General features: G+C 55.9%; 20 protein-coding genes and 1 other RNA gene. 13 read left to right on the top strand and 8 right to left on the bottom strand.

From position 1 onward, the window contains the following. Positions 1-10 precede the first annotated feature (10 nt). Together smpB and ssrA are read left to right on the top strand one after the other, a co-directional pair. Positions 11-493, top strand: a complete 483-nt coding sequence (smpB, locus tag ENGE1_RS18310; protein WP_043082430.1) for an SsrA-binding protein SmpB — start codon at positions 11-13, stop codon at positions 491-493. Between the two features lie 100 nt (positions 494-593). After that, positions 594-956: a transfer-messenger RNA gene (gene ssrA / locus ENGE1_RS18305) on the top strand. Positions 957-1,157: 201 nt separating this feature from the next. Here ssrA and ENGE1_RS18300 read toward each other — a convergent pair. The 4 genes from ENGE1_RS18300 to ENGE1_RS18285 form a co-directional block, all read right to left on the bottom strand. Further along, on the bottom strand, positions 1,158-1,337 hold the full coding sequence (locus ENGE1_RS18300) for a hypothetical protein (protein WP_048253290.1): 180 nt from the start codon (positions 1,335-1,337) through the stop codon (positions 1,158-1,160). Between the two features lie 104 nt (positions 1,338-1,441). Then, complete coding sequence (locus ENGE1_RS18295) at positions 1,442-3,391, bottom strand: UvrD-helicase domain-containing protein (RefSeq protein WP_048273342.1); 1,950 nt, start codon at positions 3,389-3,391, stop codon at positions 1,442-1,444. Next, positions 3,388-5,697 carry an AAA family ATPase gene (locus tag ENGE1_RS18290; protein ID WP_048253292.1) on the bottom strand — a complete coding sequence of 770 codons (2,310 nt, stop codon included), beginning with the start codon at positions 5,695-5,697 and terminating at the stop codon, positions 3,388-3,390. The genes ENGE1_RS18295 and ENGE1_RS18290 overlap by 4 nt, the downstream gene beginning before the upstream one ends. A gap of 457 nt (positions 5,698-6,154) precedes the next feature. Continuing rightward, positions 6,155-6,703, bottom strand: a complete 549-nt coding sequence (locus ENGE1_RS18285) for an LbetaH domain-containing protein (RefSeq protein ID WP_048253293.1) — start codon at positions 6,701-6,703, stop codon at positions 6,155-6,157. A gap of 294 nt (positions 6,704-6,997) precedes the next feature. Between ENGE1_RS18285 and ENGE1_RS18280 the strand changes: the two genes are divergently transcribed. The 5 genes from ENGE1_RS18280 (at position 6,998) to ENGE1_RS18260 (ending at position 11,304) form a co-directional block, all read left to right on the top strand. After that, complete coding sequence (locus tag ENGE1_RS18280; protein ID WP_048253294.1) at positions 6,998-7,756, top strand: hypothetical protein; 759 nt, start codon at positions 6,998-7,000, stop codon at positions 7,754-7,756. Further along, complete coding sequence (locus ENGE1_RS18275) at positions 7,756-8,136, top strand: DUF7079 family protein (RefSeq protein WP_048253295.1); 381 nt, start codon at positions 7,756-7,758, stop codon at positions 8,134-8,136. The genes ENGE1_RS18280 and ENGE1_RS18275 overlap by 1 nt, the downstream gene beginning before the upstream one ends. Before the next feature lie 322 nt (positions 8,137-8,458). Next, positions 8,459-9,178, top strand: coding sequence for a (Fe-S)-binding protein (locus tag ENGE1_RS18270; RefSeq protein ID WP_048253296.1), 720 nt, complete (start codon positions 8,459-8,461; stop codon positions 9,176-9,178). A gap of 9 nt (positions 9,179-9,187) precedes the next feature. Then, positions 9,188-10,609: a LutB/LldF family L-lactate oxidation iron-sulfur protein gene (locus tag ENGE1_RS18265; protein ID WP_048253297.1), complete on the top strand. Its 1,422-nt coding sequence runs from the start codon at positions 9,188-9,190 to the stop codon at positions 10,607-10,609. Then, the gene (locus tag ENGE1_RS18260; protein ID WP_048253298.1) at positions 10,606-11,304 is read left to right on the top strand and encodes a LutC/YkgG family protein; all 699 of its coding nucleotides are present in this window, start codon (positions 10,606-10,608) and stop codon (positions 11,302-11,304) included. The genes ENGE1_RS18265 and ENGE1_RS18260 overlap by 4 nt, the downstream gene beginning before the upstream one ends. A 65-nt stretch (positions 11,305-11,369) precedes the next feature. On the opposite strand, the gene ENGE1_RS18255 is transcribed toward ENGE1_RS18260, so the two are convergent. Then, entirely contained in the window at positions 11,370-11,912 is a 543-nt protein-coding gene (locus tag ENGE1_RS18255; protein WP_045289689.1) for a hypothetical protein, read from the bottom strand. A 178-nt stretch (positions 11,913-12,090) separates the two neighbouring features. Continuing rightward, complete coding sequence (locus ENGE1_RS18250) at positions 12,091-12,624, bottom strand: 2,4'-dihydroxyacetophenone dioxygenase family protein (protein ID WP_048253299.1); 534 nt, start codon at positions 12,622-12,624, stop codon at positions 12,091-12,093. A gap of 264 nt (positions 12,625-12,888) precedes the next feature. Here ENGE1_RS18250 and ENGE1_RS18245 point away from each other — a divergent pair, with 264 nt between their 5' ends. Beyond that, positions 12,889-13,683, top strand: coding sequence for an MBL fold metallo-hydrolase (locus tag ENGE1_RS18245; RefSeq protein ID WP_048253300.1), 795 nt, complete (start codon positions 12,889-12,891; stop codon positions 13,681-13,683). A 32-nt stretch (positions 13,684-13,715) separates the two neighbouring features. Here the strand turns inward: ENGE1_RS18245 and ENGE1_RS27135 are convergent, their stop codons facing one another. Continuing rightward, positions 13,716-13,883 (bottom strand): YhfL family protein, encoded by a 168-nt coding sequence (locus tag ENGE1_RS27135; RefSeq protein ID WP_043082381.1) that lies wholly within the window; start codon positions 13,881-13,883, stop codon positions 13,716-13,718. Between the two features lie 264 nt (positions 13,884-14,147). On the opposite strand from ENGE1_RS27135, the gene ENGE1_RS18240 reads away from it, so the two are divergent. Beyond that, positions 14,148-14,948, top strand: coding sequence for an SDR family NAD(P)-dependent oxidoreductase (locus ENGE1_RS18240; RefSeq protein WP_048253301.1), 801 nt, complete (start codon positions 14,148-14,150; stop codon positions 14,946-14,948). Positions 14,949-14,983: 35 nt separating this feature from the next. On the opposite strand, the gene ENGE1_RS18235 is transcribed toward ENGE1_RS18240, so the two are convergent. Beyond that, positions 14,984-15,745 (bottom strand): transporter substrate-binding domain-containing protein, encoded by a 762-nt coding sequence (locus tag ENGE1_RS18235; protein ID WP_064360666.1) that lies wholly within the window; start codon positions 15,743-15,745, stop codon positions 14,984-14,986. 321 nt (positions 15,746-16,066) lie between these two features. Here ENGE1_RS18235 and ENGE1_RS18230 point away from each other — a divergent pair, with 321 nt between their 5' ends. From ENGE1_RS18230 to ENGE1_RS18215, 4 genes are read left to right on the top strand one after another with little or no spacing between them, the layout of a single operon-like run. Further along, entirely contained in the window at positions 16,067-16,936 is an 870-nt protein-coding gene (locus ENGE1_RS18230) for a MurR/RpiR family transcriptional regulator (protein WP_043082378.1), read from the top strand. 15 nt (positions 16,937-16,951) lie between these two features. Continuing rightward, entirely contained in the window at positions 16,952-17,536 is a 585-nt protein-coding gene (gene ddpX, locus ENGE1_RS18225; RefSeq protein ID WP_048253302.1) for a D-alanyl-D-alanine dipeptidase, read from the top strand. Next, on the top strand, positions 17,533-19,083 hold the full coding sequence (locus ENGE1_RS18220; protein WP_048253303.1) for an ABC transporter substrate-binding protein: 1,551 nt from the start codon (positions 17,533-17,535) through the stop codon (positions 19,081-19,083). Before ddpX ends, ENGE1_RS18220 begins: the two co-directional genes overlap by 4 nt. 53 nt (positions 19,084-19,136) lie before the next feature. Then, complete coding sequence (locus ENGE1_RS18215; protein WP_048253304.1) at positions 19,137-20,156, top strand: ABC transporter permease; 1,020 nt, start codon at positions 19,137-19,139, stop codon at positions 20,154-20,156. Positions 20,157-20,158: the final 2 nt, after the last annotated feature.

Here is a 20,158-nt window from a genome sequence, read left to right as displayed (position 1 = left end):
TCAGGATATTATGAGCAAGAAAAAACCCCACAAACCTGGATCAGCCACCATAGCGCTGAATAAACGCGCCCGTCACGAGTACTTCATCGAAGAGGAGTTCGAAGCTGGCCTCTCCCTGCAGGGCTGGGAAGTCAAATCCCTGCGCGCAGGTAAAGCCAACATCGGCGACAGCTACGTTATCCTCAAGGACGGCGAAGCCTTCCTGTTCGGCGCCAACTTCACGCCGCTGGCGGTGGCCTCCACCCACTACGTCTGCGACCCGACCCGCACCCGCAAGCTGCTGCTCAACCAGCGCGAACTCGATAACCTTTACGGCCGTATCAACCGCGAAGGCTACACCGTCGTCGCCCTCTCCCTCTACTGGAAGAACGCCTGGTGCAAAGTCAAAATCGGCGTGGCGAAGGGCAAACGGCAGCACGACAAGCGCTCCGACCTCAAACAGCAGGAGTGGGCGCGCGATAAAGAACGCATTATGAAAAACGCCGGCCGCTAACCGGCGGCCGCCGACCCGAGTGCGCATTTCCTGACCGCTTATCCCTTTGATAGCGGTGGAAGTTCTTCCCCCGGGTCTGCTATACTGTTTTGAACACATTGGGGCTGATTCTGGATTCGACGGGATTTGCGAAACCCAAGGTGCATGCCGAGGGGCGGTTGGCCTCGTAAAAAGCCGCAAAAAATAGTCGCAAACGACGAAAACTACGCTTTAGCAGCTTAATAACCTGCTCTGAGCCCTCTCTCCCTAGCTTCCGCTCTTAAGACGGGGATCAAAGAGAGGTCAAACCCAAAAGAGATCGCGTGGAGGCCCTGCCTGGGGTTGAAGCGTTAAATCTAATCAGGCTAGTTTGTCCGTGGCGTGTCTGTCCGCAGCTGGCAAGCGAATGTAAAGACTGACTAAGCATGTAGTGCCGAGGATGTAGAAATTTCGGACGCGGGTTCAACTCCCGCCAGCTCCACCAAAATTCTCCATCGGTGATTACCAGAGTCATCCGATGAAGTCCTAAGAGCCCGCACGGCGCAAGCCCTGCGGGCTTTTTTGTGCCTTGAATTTGTCCCGCGAAGTCTGATGCCAACTAATTAAATCCGAACCTTTTAGGCCCATTGATAGGCCCAACGATAAGCTCTATTGTTTTCGTTGAGCCTAAACACAGGGAGACTCCTTAGTAGTGCTGGCAAAAATCGAGGAGCTCTATTTCATCGAACATTTCTACTTGCCCGAAACCAGAGCGCAGATGACTAGTAGTGGGTAGCCAACGTCTAAACATTTGCCTGAGCCCGCGACGGGCATCGAGTGGTGCCCACATTCCTTCGAGCTGAGGCACATCTTCAATTCCTACCATTATCAATCCTTTAATCTTCACATCCCGCATAGCCGGAAAAAGCTACAACGAAACCAGTCGTTAGGTACGATATCTGCCAACTAATATCAATTATGTCTGTAGCATTATGTGATTATTTGTATTTCGTCTTCAGCAAACCATTGACTCTCCTTAATTCGAGCCATTGCTGCAGCTGGATCGGACGACCAAAGCACTAAGGCGAGCGATTCTTGCGCCCTGCTACAAGTCACGTACAGCAAACGTAAAGTCCGGTCAATTGTTGTCTCCTTACCAGCCTCTGCATTCTTTTTATCTGTTGGACTTAACTTCGTACCACCAAAAATTTTGTCGTACTTAATGAGAGTTCCACCAGCAAGCGCATCATCCATTACAACCATGACGTGATTGAACTCAGAGCCTTTAACTACCTGATGTGTTGCGAGCTCTGAAATCCCAGCAAGGTAATTCCGATAGCACTTAAGTTGTTTCCATGGAGAAGCAAACAGTGCACACCATCCACGGCGCATTCTGGTTTGCTTTGACTCATCCTCACCACGTCCAGGAGCTTGCGGGGCTGGTGACTTGTCGGCATAAGCCTCTAGGAGTCGATGATCAACCTCGAATAAGTTTGCACTCAAGACTGGCGCTAACACCTCAGCGATCGTTGACTCAGGGTTGGCGCAAGCCATTGCAAATATCGCTATCGCCTCGAGCATTTCATCAGTACGTTCAATTCTTGCTTCTGAGTCCTCAGGCATATTGTCTAAACCGCCATAACGTCGAAAAACCTCGGTGGCCTTAAACTCATTAACGATTCCTTCATCACTGACGCAGGCTTCTAAATGCGCCAGCTCATTAAGCAAAATTTGTACTGTTGAAGGCCCCTTATTGTCCCCACTGCCAGATGGTGCTGCAGCGTTGGGATCTAACAGAACCATTGCCTCATAGACATCAAGAAACGAGCCACGAGTGGCGACAAGCTTATGCTCAAGCGCAAGCAACTGATATTGCCCTTGATTCCAATCAGCTAAACCACTAATTTCAAACATTCGCTCAGCGCACCAGCGTTCACTAAGCACTTTATCTTCTGGACTTCGTGATGTATCCCCCAAGAAGAGCCGAACCGTTCCACCAGCTTTTTCCGTTCGGGGATGTTGTGCTGACCCCTTTGTTGGTTGTGTCCTGCCTTCAAATTCGGTTTCCCAGATTTTATTAATCAGTGTGACTATCCGTCGTTGACTGCGATGATTCATTTTTAACTCAGGCGTTGCCCAGCTTTCCGGAACAATGCTTGGAAGATCGGCATGACCATCCATATAAATTCGTTGTCGATGATCTCCCAGCAGACCAAGAGTCAAATCTCTCTCACTTTTTTTGGCAAGCACCATCAAGGAGTCCAGTACACCTTTCATCGTGTCCTGCGACTCATCAATCAGTATGATTGGATGTCGATCTTTGAGAATGGATTGGAGTGTTGGCTTATTTTGAAGCAACCAAGCTGTCGCATCGAGTACGTAATTGTGTGGTAGTGCACCAGGTCCATATGTATTGCGATCGGGATGGTATTTGAATACTTCAGTTGTCCGAAGAACCTCGATTTCATTTGTGATTTCGTCAAGGTCACGCTGTTTTGCTGCAGTAATACCCCTCGGTTTCGCTTGTGCCTCTGCAGTCTCTTTAGCGAGTTGAGCTTCTTTTACTGCTATAAGAGACTCGCGAATATCATCGTTGAACCCATTAATTAATTCCCAACAAAACGAATGGATGGTAGACACACAGACTAAGCTATTGTCTCCAAGACGTCCGTTGATTACAGAGACGGCATTCTTTGTATACGTTACCACTCTAATAGAACGCCCATACATCTTCAGGGACCGTGCCAATTGTCCCCCCTTCTCATGCTCGGTCACACCAGTAAGGCGACGTAAAACTTCCACCAATGTTCGTGTTTTACCAGAACCAGCCCCCGCAAAAAGAAAGTAGTTACGAGGTGGAATGTCTGTAAGGTAGCCGCAAATCTCTTCTACTACCCCTGCATCGCGATCATTGCCGTCAAGGATTGATGAGTTAGTCATGGCATCACCTCCTTGCTTGGCTCAAGCTGTGTCTGGAGCCATTCCAATGCATCCACAATATATTTAGGACAGACAATCGGCTCATCCGCAGCAACCATTTCAAAGATGCTTGCGGCAAAATCTCCTTTATTAAAAGATCCATGCATTAATTTGTGCAGCGCAGCGAGCAGTTCTGGAATATTATCATTTTCAGCGACCTGTCTTGCTACTGAGCCCAGTGCGCCTTTTGGCGGTGTGAGCTGCTTGCCTCCGTCATCGACTTTTTCATTCATCAACGCCTTAAACCAAGGAATATTTCTTAGTATAAGAGAATCCTCAAAAGTACTTGGCCACTGATTACCAGCTTCGGCTACAGGCAGCTGCCATGCGAAACGTACAGAACATTCGGCAATTTCGTTCCAGACAAGATGCTCATCTTTCGGGTTCTTGAAATCCTCAAGCTGTTGCAGCTTAGGGTGCCATCCGCGAAGAGTCGGGTTCCCACATTGCAGCCCGGGTTGTCCTGTATTAGCTACAGCAACCAAGGTTGTAGTCGGTTCCCCATTTTTCTTAGGCTTACCTGGTCTTTCTTCAACTGGATCGATATCAGTAATAATTACAGTTGGAATACGGAGTCTTTCAACGAGAGACTTTAGCCGATGAGCATGGCTACCACCAATATCAAGGAAGGACAGATAGCGGCTGTTGAGTATTGCAAAATCTCTTTCAATGAAAAGAGGTAACAGCATTCGCTCAGCAACCCCCTCGACAAAGATTGCAGCATTGGCAAATAAAAGGTCTGTGTGTTGAACGCGAAAATAACGCTCAGCGAATTGACGGGTCGTTTTATCATCACCAAAAACTTGCCCAAGATTGACCACCTCGGTGGTAGGCATGTTTTGTTCTTCACTCTTGGCAACGCGGCGAACATATCGTAGCCGGTCAAAATTCTCAGCATGAGCTAGATGGCTAGAATGAGTACTGATAATCAATTGGCTTTTAAGGCCTGACTCAGCGCTACTGTTAGGGCTGATTAGCTTATGTGCCTTACCTGGGAAAATACGTTGTACCTGTACGTGCAAATGAGCCTCGGGCTCCTCAATCATAACCAGGTGAACAGGTACTGGAGCGCCCTTTTCAGGATTTAGGCGAGCCGCTTTGAAGGAAACTAGTTGGTAACTAAGTGACTGTAAATTCTGATAACCGAGTCCAATGGAATATTCCGGGAGAAGCTCCTCTAATGAATCCTTCTGCATGCTGTATTGAACAGCTGTCCCATGGTCGAGTAATTCGGCTGTCTGTATGCGCGTGCGGAAACGAATCTCTTGGGGGTCATGCAAGCCGGGGTACCCGAGCTCTTTAACCTCTTCTACGGATGGTCCAATAGCCTCATGTATCTTTTTATCTAGTTCCTGCTGGGCATCAGCAACAGCTTTTATGAGGTCAGCTCGATGCCCATGACCTGTTGCTGCCACATTTAGATGCTGTCGAGCAAATTTGAGAAGCTGATTAGAGAATAAACCTATGCGATGAGGGCCAGAAGCAGACCGGGAATCAGCTTCCTCACTACCAAGGCCACGCTGTGCAGCCACAAAGTCTACTTTTATGATTTTCTGCAAATGTTTACGATCAATTGGACTAGAGTTAGCATCCAATATCTGGCTAACATAGGTCTTTATTCCGTCCAAAGGGTTGTTATCTGCATCCAACTTATAGGCCCGAACCTGGCCGAGTAGAGAAGGTTCTCGCAGCCAAAAATCAAGAAGATCAATCGGCCACGCAAGCGAATCCTTTCCCATATCCTTCACAGGTATTCTCGTCAGGTGATACTTCCAAGCCAACTGTTTTAGATCCTCAATGTTCGTAGCAGGTTCCAGACGCAATCGGACACCTACCCCGCCCCCCTTCCAACTGAATTTTGACAAGAACGGAGAGACATAGTGGAACATACCGGCCTTAGCATCGAACCATAGATCTAGCGTTGGCATCGCCGAAAGTAAGGTTCCAAGTTGCTCTACCCATTCATTTTCGGATGCGCCAGACGTAGATGGATCTTCTTCTAATGCGTCCCAAGCTCTTCCAAGTTCCCGCAATTTTGGCCATTGAGAAACACTGATGTCGAAAGCACCAAATGGCGAGCCATCTGCGAGGAAATGGCGCAACGCTGCCAGAATTGATGTTTTTCCGCTATTATTAGCACCTACTAGAATAGTAGTCTTAGGATCAATCTCAAGCTGGACCTTACCAAGTCGGCGGAACTGGCAAAGCTCAACAAATCGAAGGGATATCTGCCCAGATAATGATGTAGTGGCGTCTGCTGCTGACATTGTGGCTCCTCTCAATCCGTATAGGGATGCGCCAACCTGTAGCAGCTTAGCGCCACGCCGTAAGCTCGAGTCCTTCCACCTTGATGCTGTTGAGGCACAATTAGAAAGAATTGACACGGCAAGTCATATTACCGCTTCGCTAAAAAATGCCAATCCTTAAATATACTCTAACTGATTCATGTCACAGTGTTTTTAGGCATCGGGTTAGCAATCGGCATGGCCTGTAGATTCGCGTAATGACGTAAACCCACTTGTTCAAGAACTATGTTCAAATATAAATCCTTCCTGAGAGTGATCCTACCCCAGCGTCAGAAGGCGCTAATAAGTACCAGCAGACACATAAACCAGTTGTTCGGCGGAACACTGACGTTGTATTGTAAGCATCCCTGCTAAACGAGCTATTCACGTTCAGCGATCTTTAGACATACTGATTATATCTTTTGAGGAGATCCCCTGCTCAACTCCGATCCCCCCTCTCCACCAAAACCGACTCCCTCTTAGTATAATAAATCGTATCCGACGGTATATCCTTGTTAATAAAAGAAAACGCGCCAATGACAACGTTATCGCCAATATTCAGGTTCTCAGCAATAATACACGAGTGTGCACCCACGCTAACGTTATCCCCGATAACAATCCTGTCATCGTTACTCGACTTTAGGCCGATCGTAGTGTTTTGCCTAACTTCAAAATTGCGCCCAATCGTCGCATTGCGGGTGATCACCACCCCGCAGAAGTGGCCGATATAAAAACCCGGCGCAACGGTTAATCCAAGCTCAATTTCCGCGTTGTATTTATAAAAAAGACTGCGGTTAATCCGGCTGGCTAATCGCTTAAGAAATCGGTTTTTCGAATGATACATATAAGAGGCGATGCGCCACCAGAAGATAAAGCGGCGCCTGGGCTGGCGCCACGCGTGGCGCACGGCGCGCGGCCATGAGAAAGTCTTATCCTTGCCGCCTATCACCTCAACCAGCAGGCACTCTTTCAAAAATTGCATATCCATCTCTGTATCCTTATCGGCTGTGCCGGCCCGGCCCGGCGCGCCGCCCGGTTGCCCGCGTAACCTAACTGACGCTTCGGGGATAGTCAACGGTGCGGGTTTTGCTGCAGCGGTTGCCGGGTGCTCTTTTCGGAAAGCAGGGGTGCTGCGGGTGGCTGACTGTATCATGCGTTTCGAAAACCGATGCTCAGTAGTGACAAATTCGCGGACTTTTACCTTGCCATTTCACTCTTGCTCAAAAGGCCATTTTTTGTACTATAAACCCAGGATTTACCACAAACAAAAACGAGGTATCGTATGGGCTTCACTTATCCCGCCGCGGCCGGTGGGTTACAAAATGACAGGCGTGCCTTTTCTTCAGTCCTGGCCTCGTTACAAGGAACCGCCTCAAACTTTGCATCCCACTGCATTCAGGACGCCCGGGTCAGAGAGCAGTATCTGCGTGATATTCAGAAAATGTCGTCTGAATTCGTCAGTGCGGTAGAGAGCGGTCAGATGTCACCAAAGGATGCTGCAGCAGCGGCTTCCCGAATGCGTAACGAAATACTGGATCTTTCACGCCTAAGAAACAGCCCTGTAGGAAGAGCGTACTCCAAAAAGTTGAAACCGTCAGGGCGCAACCTGTCTGATTTGACCGAGCATTATGCGACTAAAATGTTTCAGCAACCTTTTGAATCTCTGTCGGAGGCAAAGCAGGCCGCAGTATTTAAGGAAATGATTGAGGCGTCAGGGCGTGATAGAGGTGCCGTATCTGGAATCGCTAAAACATTGGGTGTTGCCGGTAAGCGCGTGCTTCTTGTCTCTCTGGCCGTCGCCGTATACGAAGTTTATCAGGCAGAGGACAAAACAACCGAAACGATACATCAGGGAGCGATAGCCACCGCGGGTATCGTCGGTGGATGGGGCACCGGAGCGGCAGTAGTTGCAACCGGCGTATGTGCAGCCACAGCCCCCGTCTGCATTGGCGTTGCCGCGATAATTGGTGGTATTCTGGCCTCTGTAGGCACAGATCTTCTCTTTGGCACTATGTATATATCACCTCAGGGAAAAAACTAATGCGCTTTACCCAAGCAGAACTGACCATCCGCATTCCTGTCTGGCACGCACTCTCGGAGCTTTTCACCGGGCGGGAGCTGCAGGAGTATGACTACAGGTGGATGGCTGGTGTACTTAAAAACTCCGGCCTGAGCCGCGAGGCTATTTTTGAGATCCTCGATCGGGAAGTCGCTCCCGCTCTGCAGGCAAACCTTCTTTATAATCCTACGCCTGAAATGCATGGCTGGTCAGAAGATGAGATTAAGCATCTGGTGACTGAATACACGAATAAAAAACCGACCATAATTGAGCGCATTATTCCGCAGCGCTTCCTGTTAAGGCATCGTCGAAAATATATTCATGACGAAATAGTTAAACTCTCTGATGCTATGGGCAAATAGCAACGGGATTATAAGATAACGCCAGAAACGCGGCGACAACTCGCTTAATAATTAAAATACGACACTGTGGCTAAGCGCAATCAACCATTTGCCCTGCAAGATAAGCTTCTTGTGGCTTTCGCCCCAAAAACGTGATCTCCCCCACACATTCCCACACCTTTTGTGCGGTATAAAACTATATTCATCATACAAATAAAACATCCCCCATGCGTTCAGGACAAATCATGCTTACCCCGTTATCGCCCACACGGCCCCGCTCTGTCCCATTCCTGACGCACGCTGCATGCCCGGCCCTTCCACCAACGCAATGGAGCCCTCACCCATGAATATCAACTTCTTCGTCACCTGCATCGGTGACGCGCTGAAATCGCGCATGGCCCGCGATTCGGTCCTGCTGCTGGAGCAGCTCGGCTGCCGGGTCCACTTCCCGGAAAAGCAGGGCTGCTGCGGCCAGCCGGCGATCAACAGCGGCTATATCGACCAGGCCATTCCGGGAATGAAAAATCTGATTGCCGCCCTGGAAGAGAATGACGATCCGATTATCTCCCCCGCCGGTTCCTGCACTTACGCTATCAAAAGCTATGCCTCCTGGCTGCAGGACGAGCCGGAGTGGGCCGCGCGCGCGGAGAAGGTCGCCGCCCGGATGTGCGACCTCACCTCTTTTATCGTCAACCGCCTCGGAGTGGTGGACGTCGGCGCCCGGCTGCCGGGCAGAGCGGTATATCACCCCTCCTGCAGCCTGTTTCGCAAGCTGGGCGTTAAGGACGAGCCGGTGACGCTGCTTAAGCACGTTGCCGGGCTGGAGCTGCTGCCCTTTACCGCGCAGGAGACCTGCTGCGGCTTCGGGGGCACTTTTTCAGTGAAGATGGCCGAGATCTCCGGCGAGATGGTGAAGGAGAAAGTGGAGCACATCATGGCGGCGGCGCCGGATTACGTGATCGGGGCCGACGTCAGCTGCCTGCTGAACATCGGCGGTCGCCTGCAGCGGGAAGGCCGGCCGGTGAAGGTGATGCATATTGCCGAAGTGCTGATGAGCCGCTGAGGAGGGATTATGTTCTTAAAAACCAGCGATATCGATTTTAAAACCCGCATCCGCCAGCAGATCGACGATCCGGTGATGCGTAAGGCCATCGCCGGTGCCCAGGAGCGCATCGGCGCCAACCGGCAGAAGATGGTGGAGGAGCTCGGCCACTGGGAAGCGTGGCGCGAGCGCGCCAGCCAGATCCGCAACCACGTGCTGGATAATCTGGACGCCTACCTGTACCAGCTTTCGGAGAAAGTGACGGAAAACGGCGGCCATGTCTTCTTCGCCGCCACCAAAGAGGAGGCCACGCAGTACATCCTGCAGGTGGCGCAGGCGAAGCGGGCGAAGAAAATCGTCAAGTCCAAGTCGATGGTCACGGAAGAGATCGGCATGAATCATGTCCTGCAGCAGGCGGGCATCGAGGTGATCGAAACCGATCTCGCCGAGTACATCCTCCAGCTCGACGGCGACGCGCCGTCGCACATCGTGGTGCCCGCCATTCATAAAGATCGCCAGCAGATCCGCCGGGTGCTGCACGACAGGCTGGGCTACGACGGGCCGGATACCCCGGAGGCGATGACGCGGTTTATCCGCCAGAAGATCCGCGAAGATTTTCTCAGCGCCGATATCGGCGTTACCGGCTGCAACTTTGCGGTCGCCGAGACCGGCTCGGTGTGCCTGGTGACCAACGAAGGCAACGCCCGGATGTGCACCACCCTGCCGAAGACCCACATTGCGGTGATGGGCATGGAGCGCCTGGCCCCGACCTTTGAAGAGGTGGATGTCCTGATCACCCTGCTGGCGCGCAGCGCCGTCGGGGCGCGCCTGACCGGCTACAATACCTGGCTCACCGGCCCGCGCGAGGCGGGCAACGTCGACGGTCCGGAAGAGTTCCACCTGGTGATCCTCGATAACGGCCGTTCGCAGGTGCTGGGATCGGCGTTTCGCGACGTGCTGCGCTGCATCCGCTGCGGGGCCTGCATGAACACCTGCCCGGCCTACCGCCACATCGGCGGCCACGGCTACGGTTCGATCTATCCCGGTCCGATCGGCGCCGTTATCTCGCCGCTGCTGGGCGGCTACCGGGACTTTAAGGATCTGCCCTACGCCTGCTCGCTCTGCACCGCCTGCGACAGCGTCTGCCCGGTACAGATCCCGCTCTCTAAACTCATCCTGCGCCACCGCCGGGTGATGGCCGAACAGGGAATGACGCCAAAAGCGGAGCAGCGGGCCATTAAAATGTTCGCCTACGCCAACAGCCATCCCGGCCTGTGGAAGGTCGGGATGGTCGCCGGCGCCCAGGCGGCGAGCTGGTTTATTAAAGGCGGTAAGGCGCCGCTCAATATCGGCGCCATCGGCGACTGGACCGAGGCGCGCGATTTGCCGGAGGCGGACGGCGAGAGCTTCCGCAGCTGGTTTAAAAAACATCAGGTGAAGGAGCAGAAATGAACGATAACCGAAGCGCATTTTTAACGTCCGTCGCCCGGGCGCTGGGGCGCGAACCGCGCCGCGAGCCCGCCCCGCGTCCCGAGCCGGTCAACGACTATCCGCAAACCCGCCTGAGCGAGCTCAGCCTGCAGCAGCGCTGCGACGCCTTTATCGACTTTGCCTCCAGCGTGATGCAGATGCGCTGCGAGCTGGCCCCGGCGGCGCAGGCCGCCGACGCCGCGCTGCACCTGTGCGAATGCTACGGCGGTCAGCCGGTCATCGTCAGCGGCGATGCCCGGCTGGCGGAGCTAGGCATCACCGCCCGCCTGCGGGATGCCTGCGGCGCCGCCGTCTGGGATCCGGCGCGCGGCGAAGAGAACCTCGCGCTGGCCGCCCGGGCAAAAATTGGGGTGACCTTTGCCGAATACGGGCTGACCGAGTCCGGCGGCGTGGTGCTGTTCTCCGGGCCGGAGCGCGGCCGCGCCCTGAGCCTGCTGCCGGAGACCTCGCTCTTCGTGCTGAAGAAAAGCACTATCCTGCCGCGCGTCGCCCAGCTGGCCAGCCGGCTTCACCAGATGGCGCAGGCGGGCGAGCGGATGCCCTCCTGCATCAATCTGATCGGCGGTCCGAGTTCGACGGCAGATATTGAGCTTATCAAGGTTATCGGCGTGCACGGCCCGGTCAATGCCGCCTGCCTGATCGTTGAGGACAGGTAACGGACGGGATGCGCCGCTGCTGCGTAAAGCGCCGCGGCGCGCCCACATTATGCAGACGCGGAGCCCTATTTCAGGTTAAAAAGCGCATCGCGCAGCCACGCAATTTCATGCATATAGTGCAGCGCAATCGACAGCATGCCCAGCGCTATCCACAGCAGGATAAAATAGACGGGCGTTTTTCTGGAGAAATAGGCCGAGTAGCGGTAGCTGGTATAATTGAAAGGCTTATCGTTAAACAGCGGCGCATCGTCACAAATAATGCCAATGTTCAAATCCATACTGAACAGCGCATTCTGCTTCTGCTGCCAGTGATTAATAATATCGTAGCTGGCGCTGATGGCCGGTCCGACGGTGAGTGAACTCATCACGCCGAATATGGCCAGGGTGACCGGCGCCACCAGCGAAAAGATATCGCCCCAGTGCGGATTGCTGTTTGCCATGCAGGAGGCATAGGCAATAATCAAAAAAGAGTGGGCGGTTAGTAGCGCATTATTTCTTGCTGCCAGCGCATTGATTTCATGATGTATTTCACTGCGGTAAAAGCTGAGCCTCTCTTTCGCATCCGTAAATATGGCCGCTTCCGCCGTACTCTTTTGCTCTGTATTCATAGAATGACCTTCGCAGACGATTGCCCTCGCATCAAAAGCAAGCATGGCACAAATCATCCGCCAGGCCGGGAAATACGCTCCCGTTAGCTCACAGAAAGTTCTGAATTACAGCGGGTTACGCTACGGCACTCCCTCGCCGTCGGAGTCGGAGCCGGAGCCGGAGCCGGAGCCGGGAAGATTAACGGATCAGCGCCCGCACCCGCTCCTTTCCTAAGCCCACCTTCTCATAGTGCGCCTCGCACATCGCGATATATTCGTGAACGTCAAAGTAGCCGTCGGGCTTGCCCTCCTCGTCCAGCCAGATAAGCGGCCCGTGGACGATAAAGAAGGCGCGCATCGGCTCTTGGTGTTCGAACGCCACCAGCGTATGCCCCTCGCCCGGCGTTTCAAACACAAAGTCGCCGGCGGTGGCGGTCCAGTCGTGTTCCAGATAGCCCCACTTGCCGGAGATGGTATAGGCGAAGATTTCGTGCGGATGGTAGTGGCGGTTAACCAGGCCGGCGCTGGTGGCCATCAGAATATCGCTCCAGCGGTTCTCCGAAGGCGAGATCCACAGCGGCCGGGACGACACCGTGTCGGTGAAGGGCGCGTAGAGGCGGATATCGTCATCCGCCGCATTCTTGATATAGGCCTCCGGCAGCGCGTAGGGCTTGAAGGGGTTGGGGATCGGCGGAATATCCCGCCAGAACTCTGAGCTCGCTTTTTCGACCATTACTGTCACCTTTAAGTCGCCATCAGGAAGTAATAACATTACAATTGCATATTATTTAACCTAATTGCAACATAAAGCCGCTGCCGCGAGCGGCACGAGGGGGAAAAGGTGAGGCAGCGCAAATTCATCCCTGACCCGATCGCGGGTTCTGCGGAGCGGGCCAGCGGCGCGGCGCAATCAGAAGCGGCATTTTGCGCTGACCGCAGGGTTTTTATCACAGCGCGTTGAATACAATGAACGCTTCGCACAGCGCAGGTAGAGTTTATGACGTTAAAAATAACGGTCCTGCTGGAAAACCGGCGGCGAAACGGGTCGTCGCTAAGAGCAAAGGCCGGGCTGAGCCTGCTGGTAGAGGACGGGCAGAAAACCATTCTCTTTGATACAGGGCCCGACGACAGTTTCTTACACAACGCCGCTCTGCTGGGTATCGACCCGGGCGCAATTGATGTCGCGGTCTTATCCCACGGTCATTACGATCACTGCGGCGGCGTTGCCTTTCTTCCCGACAATACGACGATTATCTGTCACCCTGACGCTGCGCGCGAACGTCACGCCGCGCTGACGCTGGCGGGGCGCAGTCAGAGGATCAAAAAGCTCTCTCTGGAGATAGACTACTCCCGCCACCGGATGATCCGCTCGGCGTCGCCGGTGCCTATCAGCGATTCAACGCTGTGGTCGGGTGAGATTACGGTCGCAAGGCCAAAGGCTTACGGCCTTTTAGACCGCCACGGCGGGCGGCCTGACTTTATCGTTGATGAGGGCGCGTTAGTGCATAAATCGGCGCGGGGGCTGACCATCATTACCGGATGCGGACACCGCGGGATCGTCAATATCGTCAGGCACTGCCAGCGCATTACCGGCATTGAGCACGTTCACGCCCTGATTGGCGGTTTTCACCTGCGCAGCGCTTCGCCGCTCGCCATCCGCCGCATCGGGCGTTTTCTGCGCGCGCAAAATACGGAACGCATTGTGGGGTGCCACTGTACGGGAATGTGGGGAAATATCTGGCTCAGCGGGCGTCTCTCTTCGCTGGCGACCGGCGATATCATCACCATATAAAAAGCCGGCCCCGCGGGCCGGCCCGGTCGTGCTTACTTCGCGGTATCGCCGCAGCCGCCGATCATCTTCGAGATGGAGATCGCGGGGTGGAACAGGTAGTGGTAGTCGCAGTTCTTTTCTTTGTTGTAGATACTGCCCGTACAGCCGGAAAGGGTCGCCATAACGGCGCCCAGAAGCGCTAATTTAATCAGCTTATTCATGCATCAAATCCTTTTCGTCAAAGTAAAAGCCAGAACCTTTCTGGCGAACGCATTCTATCCAAAAAGCCATCCCCGAAACAGGTTTATTTAACATCAAAAACGCATTATTTGTTTTATAAATCATAAAGATAAATACATCACCCACATCAATATAAACCCCGTCGCCGGCGCACGGTATCCGGCCTCTAAACAGCACAAATCACATAAGCGCTGCGCCCACGTCTGCCATGCTTAATGATTCGTCCAGTCAAAAAGGGTACGTGCATGAAAATTGATTTATCGGGGAAAGTCGCGCTGGTAAGCGCATCAACGGGCGGCATTGGCTATGCGATTGCCAAAGGGCTGGCAGAAAGCGGCGCGGAAGTTATCCTCAACGGCCGCAGCGAAAAGAGCGTCAGCGAGGCGCTTGCCCGCCTGCACCATGATGTCCCGGGCGCCAGGGCGCGTTCGGCCATTGCCGATCTCAGCAGCGCTGAAGGCGTTAACCAGCTGCTGAAGGGGTCAGACGGCGGCGGCGTGGATATTCTGGTTAACAATGCGGGCATCTACGGGCCGGGGGACTTCTTCGAACTCGACGACGAGACCTGGGAGAAATACTGGCAGACTAACGTGATGTCCGGCGTGCGCCTGTCGCGCGCCCTGCTGCCGGCGATGGTGAAGAAAGGCTGGGGACGGGTGGTGTTTATCTCCTCCGAATCCGCACGCAATATTCCGGCGGACATGATCCAGTATGGCGTCAGCAAAACGGCGCAGCTCGCCCTGGCGCGCGGCCTGGCGAAATACGTCGCCGGCAGCGGCGTCACCGTTAACAGCGTCCTGCCGGGACCGACCATCTCCGACGGCTTTGCAGAAATGATGAAGGAGGAAGCGGAAAAGACCGGTAAGTCGCTGGAAGAACTGGGAAAAGAGTTCGTGATGGCCCACCGTCCGAGCTCGGTTATTCAGCGCGCGGCGTCGGTTGAGGAAGTCGCCAACATGGTGGTTTACGCCTGCTCTAAACAGGCCTCCGCCACCTCCGGCGCGGCGCTGCGCGTCGACGGCGGCGTGGTTGACGATATCGTGTAAGCCTTATTCTGCCCGCGCGCCGCGCGGGCAGAGCGCTACTGCGCCAGCTTCCACTTGCGCTTGAGCGCGGCGGGGTCCTGCTTCGCCAGCCACTGATCTACCTTCTCCAGCAGCTGCGGATTGTCGCGCCTGACCATATAGACTTTATCGCTTTCGGTGCCCGGCAGCGGCTTCGCCGTGGCGACGCAGAACACGCCCGGCTCCTGGCCCTGATACCAGTCGCCCTCGATCAGGTCGGTGACCATCATATCGGCGCTTTTGTCCCGCAGGGCCTGCAGATTATCGACGTTATTCTTCACGCGAATAATCTGCGCGTGCTTAATATGCGCATCGACGTAGCTCTGATTGGTGCCGCCGGGATTAACCACCACCTTCACCTGCGGCCGGTCTATCTGCGCCAGGCTGCCGAGCGACGGCGCGGCGCTGCAGTTGGCCAGCGCTATCTTACCGTTCGCCACCACCGGCCGGCTGAGGGCAAACGCCTTTGCCCGCTCCGGCGTGCGGGTGACGCCGCCCATGGCGATATCAAACTTATCCGCCTGCAGATCGGCGGCCAGCGTCGGCCAGCTGGTGGCGACAAAGCTCACCTTCAGCCCGAGGGTTTTGCCGAGATCTTTCGCCATATCGACATCGTAGCCGAGCAGCTCCCCGGCCTGATTGTGAAACGCCAGCGGCGCGTAGTCCCCCGGCACGCCGACCTTCAGTTCCCCGCTTTGGCGGATGGTCTGCAGATCGCGGGCGTGGCCCGCGCAGGCGAGCAGGGTCAGCCCCAGCGCCAGGTCTGTTTTCAGTCGCATCTCGTTATCCTTATTGAAGAGGTATTCCCCCTGTCGTTATGCCGCGCGGGGGCGACGCGGGCAAGGAAAATTCGCGGCGTTGAGGAGATTAATGCGCGAAATTGTTAAAAAAATGTTCTTTATGTGACGCTCTTCGGAAAAATCTGCACGCTTTTTGTGCGTTCCTGCCGCCCTTATCTACGCTTCAAATGTGTCGAAACACCCTGTTATCGCGCCATATTCAGGAATAAGGCCGTTTCTGTTCATCTGGCACGCATCGTGCTTTGTTATTCAAGTATCAAAAGTCTGTTAAATGATATCTCACTATCATCGAGGACAGAGATGAGCGATAGCCATGAACTGCAGCGGATTATCGAGTCAACGTTCAGTCAGCTGACGCCGAGCGAAAAGCGGATCGGCAGCTGGCTGCTCGGCCACCTGGCGCAAATCCCGTTCGAGACCGCGGACAGCATCGCCCAGGCCACGGGCACCAGCGGGATCACCGTCGGGCGCTACCTGCGCAAGCTGGGCTATCGCAACCTGGACGACGTTAAAAACGGCCTGAAAAGCGCCAGCGCGGCCCCCTACCGCCACTGGGGCGTAGTAGAGCGCCTCGACTCCTGGGCGCAGCAGCAGGCCCGGCCGGACAGGCTCAGCCAGTCGCTGCAGATGGAGCTGGAGGCCATCCAGTACGTCTACCGGCTGGCGCAGACGGAGACCTTCGCCCGCATCAGCCAGCGCATCGCCGACGCCGACGCGGTGATCGTCCTCGGCGTTCAGTCGACCCGCGGCATCGCCAACACCTTTTTCAGCCATCTGGAGTACCTGCGCCCCCGGGTGGTCTACGCCGACGGCAGCTCCGGCAGCTGGCTGGAATCGCTGAACTCCGGATATGACAACCCCTACGTGGTGCTGACGGACACCCGCGCCTACGCCACGGCGGCCCGCCAGTTTTGCCGCATCGCCAGCGAGCGCCGGGTAGCGACAGCGCTGGTCACCGATATCTGGTGCCCGTGGGCCCGCGACTTCCCGGTGGATCTGCTGCAGGTCAAAACCGATACCGGGCACTTCTGGGACTCCCTCGCCCCCATCAGCTGCCTTTTTAACCTGCTGCTGTCCGCAACGATAGAGCGACTGGGGCCGGCGCTCTCCGGCCGCCTCGCGGAGAACCGCGCGCTGCAGCAGGCCTTTGGCCAATTTGAACATGAATAAATACAGGACATTGTGATGAGCCAGTCGCTGCCTCTTATCGATATCGCCGCGCGCTTTCCGACGCTGGATATCGATCTTAAATACGCTACCGCCGATAACCTCACCGGCCGGCCGATCTACGGCGAAGCGCGCTGTCTGCTGCATCCGGATGCGGCGGCGGCACTGGAGAAGTCGCTGCAGATTGCCGCCCTCGCCGGACTGCGCCTGCTGGTGCTGGATGCCTACCGCCCGCAGCGGGCGCAGGCGCTGCTGTGGAATGCCTGCCCGGACCCGGCCTATGTCGTGCCGGGCAGTCTCGGCTCAAACCACAGCCGGGGCACGGCTATCGACGTCACGCTGCTTGATGAGCGCGGCGAGGCGCTGGATATGGGCACCGGCTTTGACGAGATGAGCGAACTCTCCCACCCCTTCCATCCCGGCATCCCGCCGCAGGCTCAGCGCAACCGCCTGCTGCTCAACGCCATCATGTACGGCGGCGGCTTCAGGGGCATTGCCACCGAATGGTGGCACTTTGAATTACCCGACGCCGCCGGCTATCCCCTGCTGGACGACGCCTTTTCCTGTTTAACACCTGACAATGCTTACGGAGTAAAACAATGATAATTCCCCGCACAGTCCGCCCCCTGCTGTTAGCCCTCGCCCTGGCCGCCGCCACTGCGCCCGCCTGGAGCGCGGTTCCTAAAGACATGCTGGTTATTGGCAAGGCTGCGGATCCGCAGACGCTGGATCCGGCGGTGACCATTGATAACAACGACTGGACCATTACCTATCCCGCCTACCAGCGGCTGGTGAAGTATAAAGTGGATAACGGCAAAGGTTCGACGGACGTCGAGGGCGATCTGGCGGAAAAGTGGCAGGCCTCCGATGACGGCAAAGTCTGGACGTTTACCCTGCGCAAGGGGCCGCAGTTTGACGACGGCACGCCGGTTACCGCCGACGCGGTCAAACTCTCCTTTGAGCGCCTGATGCGCATCAAGCAGGGCCCGTCCGAAGCCTTTCCGGCGGGCCTGAAAATAGAGGTCATCGATCCGCAAACCGTGCGCTTTACCCTACCGGACGCGTTCGCCCCCTTCCTGCACACCCTGGCGAACGACGGGGCCTCCATCATTAACCCCGCCGTGCTGAAGGCCCACGCCGACGACGACGCCCGGGGCTGGCTGGCGCAGAACACCGCCGGCTCCGGCGCTTTTAAGCTGCAGCGCTGGCAGAAGGGGCAGCAGCTGGTGCTGGTCCCCAACCCGCACTTTGACGGCAGCAAACCCGCGTTTAAGCGCGTGACGGTGAAAATTATCGGCGAGAGCGCCGCCCGCCGCCTGCAGTTAACCAAAGGCGATCTGGATATCGCCGACGCGCTGCCGGTGGATCAGTTTGCCGCCCTGAAAAAAGAGGATAAGGTCGCGGTTCACGACTATCCTGCCCTGCGCATTACCAACCTCTATCTCAATAACAGCAAGCCGCCGCTTAACCAGGTCGAACTCCGCCGGGCTATCTCCTGGGCAACCGACTATCAGGGCATGGTGAACGGCATTCTCGGCGGCAACGGTAAGCAGCTGCGCGGCCCGATCCCGGAGGGAATGTGGGGCTACGACAGCGGCGCAATGCAGTATTCGCTGGATATGAATAAGGCGAAGGCGGCGCTGGAGAAAGTGGCCGATAAACCGAAGACGCTCTCGTTCCTCTATTCCGATAATGATCCGAACTGGGAGCCTATCGCCCTCTCTACCCAGGCCAATCTGCAGGCGCTCGGCATTCAGGTGAAGCTTGAGAAGCTGGCCAACGCCACCATGCGCGAGCGCATCGGCAAGGGCGACTACGATATCGCGATCGGTAACTGGAGTCCGGATTTTGCCGATCCCTACATGTTTATGAACTACCTGTTCGCTTCAGACAAAAAAGGGCTGCCCGGCAACCGCTCGTTCTACGCCAATGCCGCCGTCGATAAGCTGCTCGGCCAGGCGGCGACCTCCAGCGACCAGGCGACGCGCACCCAAGAGTATCAGGCGGCGCAGAAGGTGGTGATTGATGAAGCCGCCTACGTCTACCTGTTCCAGAAAAACTATCAGGTCGCGATGAATAAATCGGTCCAGGGCTTCGTCTTTAACCCAATGCTGGAGCAGATATTCAACATTGCGGAGATGCATAAGTAGCGCTCCGCGGTCTCTCTTTTGCGCCGGGCCGCAGGCCCGGCGGAGGAAGCGATATGAGTTTCTGGAGTCTGATACGCCAGCGCTGCTGGGGCCTTGTGCTGGTGGTGGCCGGCGTCTGCGTCATTACGTTTATCATTTCGCACCTGATCCCCGGCGATCCGGCCCGCCTGCTGGCGGGCGAGCGCGCCAGCGACGAGATAGTCCAGCATATCCGCCATCAGCTAGGGCTGGATCTGCCGCTCTGGCAGCAGTTTGCCCGCTACGTTTCGGCGCTGCTGCACGGAGATCTGGGCACCTCGATCCGCACCGGCCGCCCGGTGCTGGAGGATCTGCGGGCCTTCTTTCCGGCCACCCTGGAGCTGGCCTTCTGCGCCCTCGCCATCGCGCTGGTGGTCGGCATTCCGCTGGGTGTCCTCTCTGCGGTCTACCGCAACCGCTGGACCGATCATCTGGTCAGGCTGCTGGCGCTGACCGGGATCTCAACCCCCGCCTTCTGGCTCGGGCTTGGGGTCATCGTCCTGTTCTACGGCAAGCTGAACTGGCTGCCGGGCAGCGGCAGGCTGGACGACTGGCTCGATCCGCCCGCGCACATCACCGGCTTCTACCTGATCGATTCTCTGCTGGCGGGCGATACGGAGGTATTTATCAACGCCGTGCAGCATCTGATCCTGCCGGCGGCCACCCTCGCCTTCGTCCACCTGGGCATTGTCGCCCGCCAGATCCGCTCGGCGATGCTCGAACAGCTCGGCGAGGACTATATCCGCACCGCGCTGGCAAGCGGCCTGCCGCGCTGGACCATTATCCTGCGCTACGCCCTGCCCAACGCCCTGATCCCCTCGGTCACGGTCCTCGGCCTGGCGCTGGGGGATCTGCTCTACGGCGCGGTGCTGACCGAAACCGTCTTTGCCTGGCCGGGGATGGGCGCCTGGGTGGTGACCTCCATTCAGGCCCTGGATTTCCCGGCGGTAATGGGGTTCGCCATCGTGGTGTCGTTTGCCTACGTGCTGGTGAATCTGATTGTTGACCTGCTCTACTTGTGGATCGATCCGCGCATGGGTCGGGGAGAGAGTTAAGT

It is taken from the genome of Pluralibacter gergoviae ATCC 33028 = NBRC 105706 (assembly GCF_001598855.1).
Taxonomy (GTDB): Bacteria; Pseudomonadota; Gammaproteobacteria; order Enterobacterales; family Enterobacteriaceae; genus Pluralibacter; species Pluralibacter gergoviae.
The sequence above is the reverse complement of the archived record's forward strand: the minus strand, read 5'-3'. Positions and strand labels throughout refer to the sequence as shown.

Excerpts from the sequence above, each read along its gene's own strand:
- smpB (WP_043082430.1), top strand. The coding sequence starts at position 11 with ATGAGCAAGAAAAAACCCCACAAACCTGGATCAGCCACCATAGCGCTG.
- ENGE1_RS18300 (WP_048253290.1), bottom strand. The coding sequence starts at position 1,337 with ATGGTAGGAATTGAAGATGTGCCTCAGCTCGAAGGAATGTGGGCACCA.
- ENGE1_RS18295 (WP_048273342.1), bottom strand. The coding sequence starts at position 3,391 with ATGACTAACTCATCAATCCTTGACGGCAATGATCGCGATGCAGGGGTA.
- ENGE1_RS18290 (WP_048253292.1), bottom strand. The coding sequence starts at position 5,697 with ATGTCAGCAGCAGACGCCACTACATCATTATCTGGGCAGATATCCCTT.
- ENGE1_RS18285 (WP_048253293.1), bottom strand. The coding sequence starts at position 6,703 with ATGGATATGCAATTTTTGAAAGAGTGCCTGCTGGTTGAGGTGATAGGC.
- ENGE1_RS18280 (WP_048253294.1), top strand. The coding sequence starts at position 6,998 with ATGGGCTTCACTTATCCCGCCGCGGCCGGTGGGTTACAAAATGACAGG.
- ENGE1_RS18275 (WP_048253295.1), top strand. The coding sequence starts at position 7,756 with ATGCGCTTTACCCAAGCAGAACTGACCATCCGCATTCCTGTCTGGCAC.
- ENGE1_RS18270 (WP_048253296.1), top strand. The coding sequence starts at position 8,459 with ATGAATATCAACTTCTTCGTCACCTGCATCGGTGACGCGCTGAAATCG.
- ENGE1_RS18265 (WP_048253297.1), top strand. The coding sequence starts at position 9,188 with ATGTTCTTAAAAACCAGCGATATCGATTTTAAAACCCGCATCCGCCAG.
- ENGE1_RS18260 (WP_048253298.1), top strand. The coding sequence starts at position 10,606 with ATGAACGATAACCGAAGCGCATTTTTAACGTCCGTCGCCCGGGCGCTG.
- ENGE1_RS18255 (WP_045289689.1), bottom strand. The coding sequence starts at position 11,912 with ATGAATACAGAGCAAAAGAGTACGGCGGAAGCGGCCATATTTACGGAT.
- ENGE1_RS18250 (WP_048253299.1), bottom strand. The coding sequence starts at position 12,624 with ATGGTCGAAAAAGCGAGCTCAGAGTTCTGGCGGGATATTCCGCCGATC.
- ENGE1_RS18245 (WP_048253300.1), top strand. The coding sequence starts at position 12,889 with ATGACGTTAAAAATAACGGTCCTGCTGGAAAACCGGCGGCGAAACGGG.
- ENGE1_RS27135 (WP_043082381.1), bottom strand. The coding sequence starts at position 13,883 with ATGAATAAGCTGATTAAATTAGCGCTTCTGGGCGCCGTTATGGCGACC.
- ENGE1_RS18240 (WP_048253301.1), top strand. The coding sequence starts at position 14,148 with ATGAAAATTGATTTATCGGGGAAAGTCGCGCTGGTAAGCGCATCAACG.
- ENGE1_RS18235 (WP_064360666.1), bottom strand. The coding sequence starts at position 15,745 with ATGCGACTGAAAACAGACCTGGCGCTGGGGCTGACCCTGCTCGCCTGC.
- ENGE1_RS18230 (WP_043082378.1), top strand. The coding sequence starts at position 16,067 with ATGAGCGATAGCCATGAACTGCAGCGGATTATCGAGTCAACGTTCAGT.
- ddpX (WP_048253302.1), top strand. The coding sequence starts at position 16,952 with ATGAGCCAGTCGCTGCCTCTTATCGATATCGCCGCGCGCTTTCCGACG.
- ENGE1_RS18220 (WP_048253303.1), top strand. The coding sequence starts at position 17,533 with ATGATAATTCCCCGCACAGTCCGCCCCCTGCTGTTAGCCCTCGCCCTG.
- ENGE1_RS18215 (WP_048253304.1), top strand. The coding sequence starts at position 19,137 with ATGAGTTTCTGGAGTCTGATACGCCAGCGCTGCTGGGGCCTTGTGCTG.